Here is a 14,643-nt window from a genome sequence, read left to right as displayed (position 1 = left end):
CTGCGCTCCACCCCCGAAGCACGAGGTTCTGCTCACCGTGACGGCGCGACCCCCGGGCGACAATCCACCCTCACGAGATCCCGGAATCCACAGAGATCTCACACTCGGCCGTGCCACGATGACCGTCCGCGCCCGGCCCCCTGAGTCCGGTGCGGAGAAGCAGTCCAGTCAGCCACCGGGAGGGCTCGTGACGCTGAACATTCCGGCCGCGCTGTGGGACCGGCAGTACGCCGCGGACCTGCTGCGACGCTACTGGTCCAGCCGCCCCGACGGGACGCCCGCATACACCGGCTCACACTTCGAGCGCCTGGGCGGAGGCGGCGACCGCCGAGAGGTGCGGAACCGCTTCACCGCCGAGGACTTCATAGCCGTCGCCACGCTGAGCGTTACCCTCCCCGCACGCGCGGCCCTCCAGGTCCTGGCACCGCACGACCCCCACCACTACACCCGCCTGCTCACCGCCATCCCCGCCGAAATAGAGCTGGCCGACGCGGACGAGGAACACGTCGCCGAGGACAGCCCGGCATGGACGCTGTGGCGCGCCCTGCGCGAGGTCCACGGCATCGGCCCGGTCGGCGCCGGCAAACTACTGGCCCGCAAGCGCCCCCGCCTCCTGCCCGTCCACGACGCGGTGGTCAAGAAGGTCTTCGCCCGCCCCACCTCAGACCTGACCTTCTGGTCCGACGTACGCACCCAACTCCGCAACGACAAAGGGGCCCTCGTCTCCCACCTCGAAGAGACCCGGAACCTGTCGGAAATCGGAAACGGCATCAGCGTGCTGCGAGTCCTCGACGTGACAGCCTGGATGCACGGCAAGGAGCTTGGCCACTGAGGCGCCATATGGGGCGCCCCGCGTAGCCCCCGAACCGGGGATTTCCCGTCACGTGCAGACCGACGCGGCCCCGTCAGTCAGCCATCTGCCCCCACACACCCGCGAGTTCACCCACCCACATTCCCCCCGAACGCCCCTGCCGCACCCCCTCCGTCTCCGTTACTGCCGCCGTCCGCCTGGCCGTCGCGGCGGTTGAAGACGGGGAGTGCGCGCACCAGGTCCGGGGGCAGGACGAGGCCCGCTTCGGTGGACGGGTTGACCGCCAGCCACAGGTCGTCGGCGGGCCAGTTCGCGGCCAGCTCCACGACGGGCATGCGGAGCGCGGCGCCGGGATCGCCCCCGGCAGCCAGTAGCGCGTCCTCGGTGGTGAAGACGGGGACGTAGCGGTTTCCGTCCTGTTCGATCACCGGGAGGGAGATGGTGCCCTCGGGGCGCTCCTCCTCGCCCTCGGCCGGCGGCGACTGCGGCAGCAGCGCGACGCTGGTCGCCAGCTCGATCAGGGCGGCCTGGGTCTCCTCCGCCTCCTGCGCGGACGGGCCTCCCTCGGCATCGGCCCCTGCCGGGGGACCGTGTTCGTCGGGGCTGGAGCTGCTCATGGGGTGTCCTCTCGTCGGCCTTGCTCACCGGCACCCGCGCGACACGGGCCGGACGGGGCCACAGCCACCGCCGGACGCCGCCCAGCGGCACCGACCCGGGGCACACACGCCCCTCCCCCCAGGCTAGGCGGCCCCACGATCTCCGCAACGTTCCCGGTGAGGGTGCTGGTGGGGGGCACGATCGTCACGACCCGCCGCCCCGCGCCGGACGCCGCCGGGCACGCCATATCCGGAAGGCACAGCCGATCGTGAGGTGCTGTCTCAAGAACGGATGATGAGCGCTGCTCCCTGAAGTCGCCCGCGTGGTCGCCCGTGGCCGGAGGCAGCTGAGGATCTTCGGAGGCAGCCTGGGCGCCGCCGTTCCCTACACTCGGTCAGATGGCCAAGGACACCTCGCTCGCGCCCCTCGTGGTCGACCACGACCCTGCCTGGCAGGCGCGGGGGCTCGCACTCGTCGCCGAACTGCGCTCCGTGCTTGCCCCACTTGCGCTGCACGTCGAGCACATCGGCAGCACGGCGATCCCCGGCATGGCGGCCAAGCCGGTCCTCGACCTCCAGGCCAGCGTCGGTGATCTCCAAGAGGCCGCGCACGCCTTCGATCAGCCCTTGGCCGACCGGGGATTCCAGCGGTCCGTCCACCAGCACGATCACGTTCCCGCCGGGTGCGACGATGCCCCCGAGACCTGGGCGAAGCGACTGTGGTTGCGGCGCGGGCACTCGGGCGAGGACGTCAACCTGCACGTCCGCATCCTGGGCGCTCCCAACGAGCGCCTGGCCCTGCTGTTCCGTGACTGGTTCCGGGCTCACCCCGAGGCAGTCCCGGCCTATTCCCGCTTCAAGAGCACCCTCGCGGACACCGTCGACGAGGTCGGCGTCTATTCCGACGTCAAGGATCCCGTCGTCGATCTCGTCCGCACGGTCGCCGAGCCCTGGGCCGACGAGACGGGCTGGACGCCACACGCCGGCTCGAACCCCCGTAACTGACTCCCCGGCTCGTAGCCCGCACGGCAGGTTGTGGCTGCCGTACCGGCAGGCCACGCTGGAAGCGTGCCGCCCGCCGGGAAGAGGGCGGCCCGGCGGGGGGCAAGCACATGGCGGAGTCGGCGCACCCGCGGACGACTCATGGTGAGAGGCGGCACGGATGAACGCTCAGCTGGAACCGCTCAGTGACAAGGACGTCGAGGAGCGGCTCGCGGAGTTGCCCGGATGGTCCGTGGAGGGGGGTCTGCTGTGTCGCGGGTACCGGTTCCACGGGCACTTCGCGGCGGTGGCGATGGTGGTGCATGTCGCGCAGATCCAGGAGGAGTTGGGGCATCACGCCGAGCTGACGCTGGGCTACAACCGGCTCGGCGTGGCGGTGAACACGCACAGCGTCGGGGGACGGATCACCCACCTCGACTTCGGGCTCGCCCGGCGTATCGAGGAGATCGCACCGGTGCACGGCGTGCGGTGAGACGGCGGCGGGTCAGCTGCCGGAGCGCGGTCGCACCACCCGCCCGGCGCGTGCCAGCTCCACGTTGAACTGCGCGCCGGACAGCAGCGACAGGTGGGAGAACCACAGCCAGATCAGGAAGACCACCGGGCCGGCGAGCGAGCCGTAGAGCCGGTTGAAGGTGCCCACGTACGAGGTGTAGAGCGCGAAGGCGGCCGAGGAGACCAGCCACAGCAGCACGGCGACCACTCCGCCGGGCGCCGCGCGCCGCACCCCGCGGGAACTGGGCGGCCCGGAACGGAACAGCACCATCGCCAGCACCGTGGCCAGCATCAGCAGCAGCGGCCACTTCAGGAGGTTCCAGGTCGCCTCGCCCGCCTCGCCGAGCCCGATCGTCCGGCCCAGCGCGGTCGCGATCGGTCCGCTCACCAGCAGTGCCACCGCGCTGCTGATCAGCAGCGCCATCAGCAGCAGCGCCGTCATGAGGATGCGCGGTGCCTTGCGCCACGGCGGCCGGTCGTCGCGGGTGCGGTGCATGGCGTGCAGCGCCCGGCGGAACACCGCCAGATAGCTGCACGACGACCACAGGGCACTGACCATGGCGCCGCCGACCACCACCCACGCGGCGGTGCTCTCGTGCGCCATGCTCAGCAGCGCGCGGTGCACGGTCGGGCCCGACTGGGCCGGGGCGATCGAGCTGATCTGGTTGATGAGCTGCTCGGTGGCCGCCGGATCGGCGAGACCGATCAGCGACACCGTCACGATCAGCGACGGCAGCAGCGCCAGCACCGAGTAGTACGTCAGGCTCGCGGCCCAGTCCGTCACGTCGTCGTGCCACACGGACAGCGGCGTATGGCGCAGCGCGGTCCGGCACTGGCCCCAGGTCGGCAGCGCGGCCGGCTGCCTGGGTCCCGCCGCCCCGAGCGCACGGTCCAGCAGCGTCCGGTCCATCCCGCGGCGCATACCGCTCCCGCCCATGTCGTCTCCGTCCTCTTGCGTCGATCCGTCCTGCATCATCCCCCGCCGGCGGGCCGACCGGGACACACCGGCCGCGCCCCGCCGCGCCTACGTAAGGCCGCGTGCCCGCCGGAACCGCACCAGCGCGTCCGCCAGATCCACCACCGGATCCGGGTAGTCGTACGCGGCGCGCTCCGCCCCGGTCAGCTCCCACGGCCGGTGCACGGCCGCGCCCGGCAGACCGGCCAGCTCCGGCACCCAGCGCCGTACGTAGTCGCCCCGCGGGTCGAAGCGCCGGGCCTGGACCAGCGGATTGAGCACCCGGTTGGGCCGGGTGTCGGTGCCGGTGCCGGCCATCCACTGCCAGTTGAGCTGGTTGTTCGCCATGTCGCCGTCCACCAGCAGATCCAGGAAGTGCCGCGCGCCCACCCGCCAGTCGGCATACAGCGTCTTGGTCAGAAAGCTCGCCACCAGCATCCGGGCCCGGTTGTGCAGCCAGCCCTCGTGCAGCAGCTGCCGCATTCCCGCATCGACGACCGGGTACCCCGTGCGGCCCTCTTTCCACGCCCGCACCTCGTCCTCGTCGTGGCGCCAGCGGTCGCCCCTGGGCCGGTAGTCGTCGTGCGCCGCGCCGGGGCGGGCCGCCAGCACCTGATGGTGGAAGTCCCGCCAGGCCAGCTGCCGGACGAACGCCTCGGCGCCGGCGTCCGGGCGGGCCGACGCCTTGTGCACCAGCTCCGCCGGGGACAGGCAGCCGAAGTGCAGATACGGCGACAGCCGGGAGGTCGCGTCGCCCGGCAGGTCGTCCTGCCGGTCCTGGTAGTCGGCCATGCCGGACCGCTGCCAGGCGGCGAACCGGCGGCGCCCTGCCCGCTCACCGCCCTCCGGCAGCGCCGGCGACGCCGTCCCGCCCGGGCACAGGTCCCGCGCCGACGGCAGCCTCCCGCCGCGCACCTCTTCCGGGACCGGCACGGACCGCGGCGCGGACAGCACCGGCCGCACACCCTCGGCCTGCCAGCGCCGGAAGTACGGGGTGAAGACCGCGAAGTGGTCCCGGCCCGTCCCGGACGGCAGCACCGCGCCCGGCGGCAGCGCCGTGATCACCGCGTCGTGCACCACCAGCGTTCGCCCGGCGTCCGCCAGCTCCGCGCGCAGCCGCCGCTCCCGGCGCAGCGCGTAGCCGCTCACCCCGGCCGCGAGATGGACCTGCCCGGCGCCGGTCTCCGCCGCCACCCGGCAGGTCTCGGTGACCACGTCCCCCGTACGGATGACGAGCCGACCGCCGCGTTCCCGCAGTCCCGCGTCGAGGTCCGCCAGCGCATCGGCCAGGAACGCCGCCCGGTTGGGCACCGCGAACCCGGCGTCGGCCACTCCGGAGTCCACCACGAACAGCGGCACCACCCGGGCCGCGGAGCGCAGCGCGGCACGCAGCACCGGCTGGTCGTGCAGCCGCAGATCGGAACTGAACAGGCACACCGCTACATCCATGCCCTACGTCTACACCGAACGCGTAGCGCAGGAGCCCGCCGCCGCGGGGACACTTCGGCCGTCTGCCGGGGACGGGGGTTGCCGGAACGGCAAGGAAGATTGCACCGGCGCCGGTGGTGCCGCAGGCTCGCCGGCATGAGTCCTCACGAACACGCCAGCGGGCATCACCACGCGTCCCACGACAGCGCCGACCTGGACTGGGCCGCGCTCGCCTCGCACCTCGAACAGGAAGCCGAGCTGTACGCGCCGCTGCACGAACAGGCCGCGGCCTGGCTGCGGGAGCTGCTCACCGACCCGGCCGGTGACGGGCCCGACCAGGTCCGCCGGGTGCTCGACATCGGCAGCGGGCCGGGTGTCATCAGCTGCGTGCTGGCCCGCGCCTTCCCGGCCGCCGAGGTGGTCGCGGTGGACGGCAGCGCGGAGCTGCTGGAGCGGGCCCAGGACCGGGCCGCCCGACTCGGCTTCGGCGAACGGTTCCGCACCCACCTCGCCGACCTCCCCGACGGGCTCGACGCCCTGGGCGGCGGCGATGTCATCTGGTCGAGCAAGGCCCTGCACCACCTCGGTGACCAGCGCGGGGCGGTCGCCGCCCTCGCCGGGCATCTGCGGCCCGGCGGGCTGCTCGCCGTCTGCGAGGGCGGTCTGCCCCCGCGCTGCCTCTCGCGCGACCTCGGCCTCGGCCGCCCCGGGCTGCAGTCCCGGATCGACGCGGCCGCCGACGAATGGTTCAGCACGATGCGCGAGGCGCTGCCCGGCTTCGTCCACGAGACCGAGGACTGGCAGGCGTTCCTCGCCGACGCCGGACTGCGCACCCCCGCCACCCGCAGCTTCCTGCTCGACCTGCCGGCTCCGCTGTCCGACGGCGCCCGCGCCTTCCTCGTGGCCCAGCTGAGCCGCGGTGCCGAGCGGTGGGCCGACCGCTTCGACGAGGAGGACCGCACCGCCCTCGCCCGCCTCACCGACCCCGAGGACGCCGCCGGGATCGGCCGCCGCCCCGACGCCTTCCTGCTCGCCGCGCAGACCGTCCACACGGCCCGCGCGCTGTAGGCGGCCCGCGGGCCGGACCGGCCGGATCCGCGCCGGCGCCCGCCGCCCAGGCAATACGCTGGGCGGCGGACCGCGACGGGGGCACCTCCCGCGCCCCCGGGGGCGCGGTGCCGGCATGGAGGGAGATCGGGTGGACAGCGACAGGAGCGACGGCGCCGGGGAGACCGTCCGCAACGCCGTCTCGGGCGACACGGTCGTGGCCGGCCCGGTCGTGCAGGCGGGCCGGATCGAGTCCCTGACCTTCGCCGCGGCGCCGGCACCCCCGCCCCTGACACCGCGTCAAGTGCCGCCGCCCCGGCCGGGCTTCGTCAACCGCACCGCCGAGTTCGCCGCCCTGGGCGCGGCGCTCGCCTCCTACGGACCGGACAGCCCGCCGGCCACCATCGTCATCACCGGTCTGGGCGGCGTCGGCAAGACGGAACTGGTCTCCCAGTGGGTCTGGCGGGAGCTGGCCGAGCGCTTCCCCGACGGACAGCTCTACGTCGACCTCGGCGAGGGGCGCCGCGACGGCGGCATCGATGTCGGCGGCGTCATCGGCACCCTGCTGCGCGCCCTCGGCGTCCACGAGAGCCTCATCCCCGCGGGCACCGCGGACCGCTCCGCGCTGTTCCGCTCGGCGACCGCCGGCCGCCGGCTCCTCGTGGTCATCGACAACGCCCAGCACGCCGCGGAGGTCCGGCCGGTGCTGCCCGGCCACGGACTCGCCGTCGTCCTGAGCCGCAAGCGGCTGGCCTCCCTGGAGTTGGACGGCGCGGTGGCGCTGACGGTGGCCCCGCTCGACGCCGACGCCGGTCTGCAACTGGTGCGGCGCTGGCAGCACTCGGCGGCCGAGCCGGGCACGGCGCCCGCGGCCGACCCCGGGGCGGCGGCCCGGCTGGTGGCGGCCTGCGGCGGCCTCCCGCTGGCGCTGCGCGCGGCCGGCGAATGGCTCATCGAGCGGCCGCACATGAGCCTGGAGGCCGTGGTCGACGCGCTGGCCGACGAGCAGATCAGGCCCGCGGACACCGGCCGTTCGGTCGCGGCCGTCTTCGACGCGGTCACCGCGACCTTCTGCCCGCACACCCTGGCCCTCTACCGATTCCTGGGCGCCTTCCCCGGGACGACGTTCACCGCGGAGGCCGCCGAGGCCGCGGGCGTGACCCGGTTCGAGGACGGGCTGCGCGATCTGCGCGCCGCCCACATGGCCGTCGGGGCGGGCACGCCGGGCCGCTTCCGGCTGCACGACGTGGTGGCGGCGCACGCCCGTGCGCGAACCGGCCCCGAGGAGGACGCGGCGCAGGTGCGGCGGCGGGTGACGGACTTCTACCTCACCGCCGCGGCCCGCGCCGACCGGCTCGTGCTGGGGCCGCGCCTGCGCCTCCAGGAGGCCCCGCCCGCCGCCTCGGCCCCCGGCGCGGCGACCGACGGCAGCCAGGGCCTCTTCGACACCGGCGCCGAGGCGCTCGAATGGCTGGACGCCGAGCGCGCCAATCTGCTGGCCGTGCTGCGGATGGCCGCCGACGAGGGGCGGCACGACGCGGTCTGGCGGCTGTGCGAATCGCTCTGGGCGCTCTACCACAGCCGCAAGCACTACGCCGACTGGATCGAGTCCCACCGGCTGGGCATCGAGGCGGCGCGCTGGGAGGGCCGGACCGACGCCGAGGTCCGCATGCGCAACCAACTGGCCCGCGCCCACTACTCGTTGGGTGAGTACGACCTCGCCGACGCCGAGCTGGGCAGCGCCGAGGAGCTCCTGGACGCGGTGGCCGACGCCCGGCTGCCCGGCATGATCCGCGAGACCCAGGGGCTGCTGTGCCTCGCCCGCCGGCGCCCCGAGGAGGCCATCGCCCTCTTCACCCGCGCCCTGCACGCCAACGAGGGGGACACCCACGGCATCGTGGTGCAGACCTACAACCTCGGCCAGGCGGTCCTCGCCGCCGGCCGCCCGCAGGAGGCCCTGGACCTGCTGGACGGCGCGATGGCGACGGCCCGGGCCGAGGGCGACGACGCCATGCGGCTGCGGATCGGCATCGTGCGCGGCCGCGCCTACCGGGCGTGCGGACGCTTCGCGCACGCGCTGGAAGCGGTCACCGATGCCGCGCTGCTGGCCGAGCGGCTCGGCCAGGTGGTCAAGCTGAAGGAGGCGCTGGAACTCGCGGTGGAGCTCGGCGACCGGATCCAGAACCCCCAGGTCCAGCGCGCCGGCCGGCGCATGATGAGCGAGCTGCGCCAACGCACCGGAATCGGCGAGCCGGTGGGCTGACGGCGACCTGCCGGGCCCTCAGCTTCCTTCCCCGGCGCGCGCGGTACGGGCGCTACGATCGCCCCGGCGCCGCCGCCCACTGTCCGCCGCCCACCGACCCGCCGCCCCGAGAGTGGATCCCCCGTGCCCCTGCTGCCCCGCCGCCGTCCCCGCCGCCGGCGGTCGCGCTGGGACACCGTGCCGGAGGACGCCCAGGTGCTCGGGGTGGCACGCACCCTCACCTCGGCGACCCGGCTGCTGGACGTGATGCGCCTGCTGCGCCCGGAGGACGGCATCGCGGTGTCCTACACCGTCAACCCGGGCTCGGCCTTCGCCGGCGGCCTCGCGGACTACTTCGACGGCCTGGGCGCCCGGGTGCTCAGCTGGCGCGAGGCGACCCGGCGGCCCTTCGACCTGGCCGTGGCCTGCGCCGTGCACCCCTCCATGCGGCAGCTGGACGCCCCGCTGCTGGTCATGCCGCACGGCGCCGGGTACAACCGGCTGGTCACCGAGTCCACCGGCGAGCCCGGCGCGCCCGCGGGGCTCTCCCGGCGGGAGCTGATGCGCGGCCGGCGGGTGCTGCCCGCCGCGATCGGGGTCTCGCACGAGGAGCAGATCGACCGGCTCGCCCGGACCTGCCCACAGGCCGTCCCGGTCGCCCATCTGGTCGGCGACTACTGCTGGGACCGCATCGAGCAGAGCCGCCCCCGCCGCGACCTCTACCGTGCGCGGCTGGGCGTCGGACGGGGCCGCCGGCTGGTCGTCGTCAACAGCACCTGGAGCGAGCACTCGCTGCTCGGGCGGCATCCGGACCTGCCCGCGAAGCTGGTCGCCGCGCTGCCGGCGGACGAGTTCGCGGTCGCCCTCGTCCTGCACCCCAACGTCTGGGCCCGGCACAGCCCGCACCGGGTCCACCAGCGCCTCGCCCGGGCAATGGACGCCGGGCTGCTCGTCCTGCCGCCGCAGGAGGGCTGGCGGGCCGCGCTGATCGCCAGCGACTGGGTGGTGGGGGACCACGGCAGCACCACCTTCTACTCCGCCGCCCTGCACCGCGTCCTGCTGCTCGCCGCCACCGGCCTCGACGAGTTGGACCCGGCCTCGCCCACGGCCGCCCTCAGCCGCACGGCGCCCCGGCTCGACCCCGACGGCGACCTCCTGGCCCAGCTGCTGGCCGCCGCCGAGCAGCACCGTCCGCAGCGGCTCCAGGCGCCGGTGGACGGGCAGTTGGCGGCACGGGGCGAGGCAGGACGGCGCCTCCAGGAGGTGATGTATCCGTTCCTCGCCCACCGGAACATCGCGCTGCCCGCGGACCCTCCCGTGCCGGACCCCGTCCCGGAGCCGAACCCCGAGCGGCGGGTGGCGCCGACGGCCTTCGACGTGACGGGTGAGGTGCTGCCCGACGGCTCCGTGGCCGTGCGGCGCCACCCGGTCCTGGCCCACGACGCCCACGGCCACGACGAGTCCCGCGGCTTCCTGGCCGTCACCGAGCAGGAGACCCACCGGCTGTGGCGGTCCTCGGCGGAGGTCATGGCCCGCACCGTCATCGACGGCGAACTCGCCCCCGCCGACTGGCTGCGCGCCCGCATCGACAGCCCCCGGGCGAGCCTCGATGTCGCCGTCGCCGCCCTGGCCGAGGACCGCTGCCTGCTGCTGCTGCGGCGCTGCGGCACCCTGCTCGAAGCCCATGCCCGGCGGGCCTACGGCGACCCCGGGCCGCGCCTGGACCCGCTGCTGCTCGGCGCCGCCGTACAGGTGTGGCTGAACGCGCGGCGCACCGCCGCGGAACTCTCCGGCGGGCTGCTCGTCCGCACCGGAGCGCGCACCCTCGACGTGGCCTTCACCTGGCCGCCGTGACCGGACGGGCGGCGGCGACAACAGGCCGCCGCCCGCACCCGCTCGCCCTGGCCCTAGCCCTGCATCGGCTTCGGGTGGATCACGGCGAAGGTCGCGCCCTGCGGGTCGGTCACCACGGCCATCCGCCCGGCGACCATGTCGAAGGGCTCCTGGAGCACGGCGCCGCCGGCCGCGGTCACCTTCGCGACCGTGGCATCGGTGTCGTCCACCGCGAAGTACGCCAGCCAGTGCGAGGGGGTGTCGGCGGGCATCTGCGCGGACATCGGCTGCATGCCGCCCACCGGGCGGTCGTTCACCGTCAGGCCGTAGTAGTGCTCGGCCCCCTCCATCGGAGAGCTGTCGATGCCGAAGGCCTCCTGGTAGAAGGTCCCGGCCGCGGAGGGCTCGGTGGTGTTCAGCTCGTTCCAGATCAGCGCGCCCGCCTCGTTGACGACGCCGGCGCCGGAGAAGTCCTTGGCCTGCCAGAGGCCGAACACCGCTCCCGTGGGGTCGGCCACGACGGCCATCCGGCCCAGCTCCATCACGTCCATGACGGGCATCAGGACCGTGCCGCCGCCCTTGGTCACCGCCTGGGCGGCGGCCTCCGCGTCGGCGGCCGCCAGATAGGTGGTCCATACCGTCGGCGGCGCGGGCTGGCCGCCCATCGGGACCGCGGCCATGATGCCGGCCACCGGCTTCCCGTGCAGCTCGCACACGGCGTAGCCACCGGTCTCCGCCGGCCCGATCTTTCCGGTCCACCCGAGGACCTGGGAGTAGAAGTCGATGGCGGCTTGCTGGTCAGGGGCCGCGAGATCGACCCAGCAAGGCGTCCCGGGCTGGTAGGGGTCGGTGACTTCGGACATCGTGGCCTCCTCGACGGGGGCGCCTCCCCCGGCGCGCGGCACGGGGGAGGAGCAGGGCGAAGCGGAGGTACCGGCCCCGATCGGCGCACCGCGGGGCCGCCCCGCACTCACCCTCCACACTTCCTGGCGTCCGCCGCCCCCGCCACTCGGGTACGCCGCGGCGCCGCCCGGTCGGGGCCGGGCGGCGCCGTCGGGAAGCCGGGTCAGCCCACGTCGAAGGTGGCCGGGTCCGGGCCGAGGCGGTTGCCGGAGTCCAGCGCGGCGAGGGTCGCGAGGTCCGCGTCGTCCAGGGAGAAGTCGAAGACGTCGATGTTCTCGGCGATGCGCGAGGGCGTCACGGACTTCGGGATGACGACATTGCCCAGCTGGAGGTGCCAGCGCAGCACCACCTGAGCGGGCGTCTTGCCGTGCTTGGCGGCGAGCTCGGCGAGCGCCGCGTGCTCCAGGAGGCCCTTGCCCTGGCCCAGCGGCGACCAGGCCTCGGTGGCGATGCCGTGCCGGGCGTGGAAGGCGCGGGACTCGGCCTGCTGGAACTGCGGGTGCAGCTCGATCTGGTTGACGGCCGGGACGACGGAGGTCTCGCCCAGCAGCCGCTCCAGATGCCCGGGCAGGAAGTTGGAGACGCCGATCGCCCTGGCGCGGCCGTCCGCCTGGATCTTCTCCAGGGCCTTGTACGTGTCGACGTAGGTGTCCCGGGAGGGCAGCGGCCAGTGGATCAGATAGAGGTCCACGTACTCCAGGCCGAGCTTGGTGAGGGAGGTGTCGAAGGCCTTCAGCGTGGCGTCGTACCCCTGGTCGCCGTTCCAGAGCTTGGTCGTGACGAACAGCTCCTCACGGGGGAGGCCGGACGCCGCGAGTGCCTTGCCCGTGCCCTCTTCGTTGCCGTAGATCGCCGCGGTGTCGATGCTGCGGTACCCGGCGTCCAGGGCCTGGCCGACGGCGGTGAACGCCTGGTCGTCCTCGATCTGCCAGACGCCGTAGCCGAGCTGGGGCATCGCGATGCCGTTGTTGAGCGTGATGGAGGGAACCTTGCTCACGGGTGAATCGGTCCTTCGGTCGACTGTCGCGTTCACGGATGTCAACGGGCATCCGCGGTTCCGCATTCCCACGCCGGTCCACGGAATGCGTCCGGCCTGCGGCGGAAGGCGGCCGCGGGGCCGGACGCGGGGTCGGGTTCGCCGAGGGCGAACGCCCCGCCGCGCAGCTGCGCACCACGAGGCCCGTCCGGGCCGCCGCGCCCCTCACGTCCCGTAGAGCGCGTCCACCTCGACCGAGTACGCCGTCTCGATCGCCTTGCGCTTGAGCTTCAGCGACGGGGTCAGCAGCCCGTGCTCCTCGCTGAACTGGTGGGCCAGTATCCGGAACGTACGGATCGACTCGGCCTGGGAGACCAGGGTGTTGGCGGCGACGACGGCACGCCGGATCTCGGTCTCCAGGTCCGGGTCGCGCACCAGGTCGGTCGGCGGCATCTCCGGCTTGTCGCGCATGGCCAGCCAGTGGGTGACCGCCTCCGGGTCCAGGGTCACCAGCGCGGCGATGAACGGGCGGTCGTTGCCGACCACGATGCACTGCGCCACCAGCGGATGCGCCCGCACCCGCTCCTCCAGGCCCACCGGCGAGACCGTCTTGCCGCCGGAGGTCACCAGGATCTCCTTCTTCCGGCCGGTGATCGTCAGATAGCCGTCCTCGTCGAGTGCGCCGAGGTCACCGGTGGAGAACCAGCCGTCGTGCAGCACGGCGTCAGTCGCCTTGGGGTCGTTGTGGTAGCCGTGGAAGACCTGCCCTCCGTAGAGCCAGACCTCGCCGTCCTCCGCGATGTGCACGGTGGTGCCCGGCACGGGGGTCCCGACGGTGCCGAAGCGGGTGCGTTCGGGCGGGTTGGCGGTGGCGGCCGCGGTGCTCTCCGTCAGGCCGTAGCCCTCGAAGATCCGCACGCCGGCGCCGGCGAAGAACAGCCCGAGGCGGCGCTCCATCGCCGAGCCGCCCGACATCGCGTGCCGCACCCGGCCGCCCATCGCCGATCTGACCTTGCTGTAGACCAGCTTGTCGAAGAGCTGGTGCTGCATCCGCAGCGAGGCGCTGGGCCCGGACCCGATGCCGAAGGCCTTGTTCTCCTGCGCCTCGGCGTAGCGGACCGCGATCTCGACGGCCTTGTCGAACGGTGCGACCTTGCCGTCCGCCTCCGCCCGCCGCCGGGCCGCCGCGAAGACCTTCTCGAAGATGTACGGCACCGCGAGGATGAACGTCGGCTGGAGGGACTGCAGATCGGGCAGCAGGGCACGGGCCGCGAGCTCCGGCTGGTGGCCCAGCTTGACCCGGCCGCGGATCGCGGCGACCTGCACCATCCGGCCGAAGACATGCGCCAGCGGCAGGAAGAGCAGGGTGGCCGCCTCGTCACCCGGTTTGGAGTGGAAGACCTTCTCGTAGCGGAGCACCATGTTGTCGGACTCGGCCATGAAGTTGGCGTGGGTGATCAGGCAGCCCTTGGGGCGTCCGGTGGTGCCGGAGGTGTAGATGATCGTCGCCGTGGCGTCCGGGGTGACGGCCATGCGGTGCCGGTGGACCACGTCGTCGTCGATGTGCGCACCGGCCGCGGTCAGTTCGGCCACCGGGTCGCCGTCCAGCTGCCACAGCTTGCGCAGATGCGGCAGCCGGTCGATGACCGAGCCGATGGTCATCGCATGGTCCTCGTGCTCGACCAGGCAGGCCGAGACGTCCGCGTTGTGCAGCATCCAGAAGACCTGCTCGGCCGAGGACGTCGGATACAGCGGCACGGACTGGACGCCGATCGACCACAGCGCGAAGTCGAACAGGGTCCACTCGTAGCACGTACGGGACATGATGCCGATCCGGTCGCCGAACCGGACGCCCTGCGCGAGCAGGCCCTTGGCCAGCGCGAGGACCTCGTCCCGGAATTGCCCGGCGGTGACGTTCTGCCAGTTTCCCTCGTCGTCCTTACGCGCCAGCGCGACGCGTCCGGGATCGGCTTCGGCGTGCTCGTAGACGATGTCCGCCAGCCCGCCGACCCGGGGCGCGGTCGCCAGTGGCGGGACGGTGAACTCGCGCAATGACCCAGCTCCTCGTGGTGCTCCTCACAAGGCCGCGACCGTACCCCACGGTGACCGGATCCGGCAGAGCCGTACCACGTCACGAAAGCGGCTGCACGGGAACTGGCCAACCGGCGAAATCGGGCTACTTCGGAGAAGCGGGGACACGTTCCCGCCGGTTCAACGTCGGACGATCACGACGCCGGGACCATATCTGCACCAAATCTCTGCACGTGGGAAGGGCGTTCCCGCCGCGGGGGGCGACACCGCCGCGGACGGCTCGGCCGGCGGGCCCGGACAGCGGGCCGGGGGCCGGTGGACCGGTCA

General features: G+C 73.6%; 12 protein-coding genes. 6 read left to right on the top strand and 6 right to left on the bottom strand.

Annotated elements, in window-relative coordinates; translation table 11 throughout:
• Positions 1–187 precede the first annotated feature (187 nt).
• Positions 188–832, top strand: a complete 645-nt coding sequence (locus tag IEY78_RS13160) for a DUF6308 family protein (RefSeq protein WP_189097872.1) — start codon at positions 188–190, stop codon at positions 830–832.
• 107 nt (positions 833–939) lie between these two features.
• On the opposite strand, the gene IEY78_RS13155 is transcribed toward IEY78_RS13160, so the two are convergent.
• Positions 940–1,428: an SseB family protein gene (locus IEY78_RS13155; protein ID WP_189097871.1), complete on the bottom strand. Its 489-nt coding sequence runs from the start codon at positions 1,426–1,428 to the stop codon at positions 940–942.
• Positions 1,429–1,806: 378 nt separating this feature from the next.
• On the opposite strand from IEY78_RS13155, the gene IEY78_RS13150 reads away from it, so the two are divergent.
• Complete coding sequence (locus tag IEY78_RS13150; protein WP_229699906.1) at positions 1,807–2,412, top strand: GrpB family protein; 606 nt, start codon at positions 1,807–1,809, stop codon at positions 2,410–2,412.
• 157 nt (positions 2,413–2,569) lie between these two features.
• Positions 2,570–2,881 carry a 4a-hydroxytetrahydrobiopterin dehydratase gene (locus tag IEY78_RS13145; RefSeq protein WP_189097870.1) on the top strand — a complete coding sequence of 104 codons (312 nt, stop codon included), beginning with the start codon at positions 2,570–2,572 and terminating at the stop codon, positions 2,879–2,881.
• Between the two features lie 12 nt (positions 2,882–2,893).
• Here the strand turns inward: IEY78_RS13145 and IEY78_RS13140 are convergent, their stop codons facing one another.
• Together IEY78_RS13140 and IEY78_RS13135 are read right to left on the bottom strand one after the other, a co-directional pair.
• Positions 2,894–3,838, bottom strand: coding sequence for a YihY/virulence factor BrkB family protein (locus tag IEY78_RS13140; RefSeq protein ID WP_189097869.1), 945 nt, complete (start codon positions 3,836–3,838; stop codon positions 2,894–2,896).
• Between the two features lie 87 nt (positions 3,839–3,925).
• Positions 3,926–5,305, bottom strand: a complete 1,380-nt coding sequence (locus IEY78_RS13135) for a cryptochrome/photolyase family protein (protein ID WP_189097868.1) — start codon at positions 5,303–5,305, stop codon at positions 3,926–3,928.
• A 135-nt stretch (positions 5,306–5,440) separates the two neighbouring features.
• On the opposite strand from IEY78_RS13135, the gene IEY78_RS13130 reads away from it, so the two are divergent.
• The 3 genes from IEY78_RS13130 to IEY78_RS13120 all read left to right on the top strand — a co-directional run bounded on the left by IEY78_RS13130 (position 5,441) and on the right by IEY78_RS13120 (position 10,427).
• Entirely contained in the window at positions 5,441–6,352 is a 912-nt protein-coding gene (locus tag IEY78_RS13130) for a class I SAM-dependent methyltransferase (protein ID WP_189097867.1), read from the top strand.
• A 130-nt stretch (positions 6,353–6,482) separates the two neighbouring features.
• Complete coding sequence (locus IEY78_RS13125; RefSeq protein ID WP_229699905.1) at positions 6,483–8,594, top strand: hypothetical protein; 2,112 nt, start codon at positions 6,483–6,485, stop codon at positions 8,592–8,594.
• A 123-nt stretch (positions 8,595–8,717) separates the two neighbouring features.
• Entirely contained in the window at positions 8,718–10,427 is a 1,710-nt protein-coding gene (locus IEY78_RS13120) for a hypothetical protein (RefSeq protein WP_189097865.1), read from the top strand.
• Between the two features lie 53 nt (positions 10,428–10,480).
• On the opposite strand, the gene IEY78_RS13115 is transcribed toward IEY78_RS13120, so the two are convergent.
• The 3 genes from IEY78_RS13115 to IEY78_RS13105 form a co-directional block, all read right to left on the bottom strand.
• Positions 10,481–11,269: a VOC family protein gene (locus tag IEY78_RS13115; RefSeq protein ID WP_189097864.1), complete on the bottom strand. Its 789-nt coding sequence runs from the start codon at positions 11,267–11,269 to the stop codon at positions 10,481–10,483.
• Between the two features lie 203 nt (positions 11,270–11,472).
• Positions 11,473–12,306, bottom strand: a complete 834-nt coding sequence (locus IEY78_RS13110; protein ID WP_308426890.1) for an aldo/keto reductase — start codon at positions 12,304–12,306, stop codon at positions 11,473–11,475.
• A gap of 204 nt (positions 12,307–12,510) precedes the next feature.
• Positions 12,511–14,337 carry an AMP-dependent synthetase/ligase gene (locus tag IEY78_RS13105; protein ID WP_229699904.1) on the bottom strand — a complete coding sequence of 609 codons (1,827 nt, stop codon included), beginning with the start codon at positions 14,335–14,337 and terminating at the stop codon, positions 12,511–12,513.
• Between the last annotated feature and the right edge of the window lie 306 nt (positions 14,338–14,643).

The organism is Streptomyces kronopolitis (assembly GCF_014646275.1).
GTDB lineage: Bacteria > Actinomycetota > Actinomycetes > Streptomycetales > Streptomycetaceae > Streptomyces > Streptomyces kronopolitis.
Note: the sequence above shows the minus strand (reverse complement) of the source record. Positions and strands in the feature narration are given on the sequence as shown.

Bases quoted from the DNA above. Each gene is read 5' to 3' on its own strand.
- IEY78_RS13130 (WP_189097867.1), top strand. From the start codon at position 5,441: ATGAGTCCTCACGAACACGCCAGCGGGCATCACCACGCGTCCCACGAC.
- IEY78_RS13140 (WP_189097869.1), bottom strand. From the start codon at position 3,838: ATGGGCGGGAGCGGTATGCGCCGCGGGATGGACCGGACGCTGCTGGAC.
- IEY78_RS13115 (WP_189097864.1), bottom strand. From the start codon at position 11,269: ATGTCCGAAGTCACCGACCCCTACCAGCCCGGGACGCCTTGCTGGGTC.
- IEY78_RS13135 (WP_189097868.1), bottom strand. From the start codon at position 5,305: ATGGATGTAGCGGTGTGCCTGTTCAGTTCCGATCTGCGGCTGCACGAC.
- IEY78_RS13150 (WP_229699906.1), top strand. From the start codon at position 1,807: ATGGCCAAGGACACCTCGCTCGCGCCCCTCGTGGTCGACCACGACCCT.
- IEY78_RS13155 (WP_189097871.1), bottom strand. From the start codon at position 1,428: ATGAGCAGCTCCAGCCCCGACGAACACGGTCCCCCGGCAGGGGCCGAT.
- IEY78_RS13145 (WP_189097870.1), top strand. From the start codon at position 2,570: ATGAACGCTCAGCTGGAACCGCTCAGTGACAAGGACGTCGAGGAGCGG.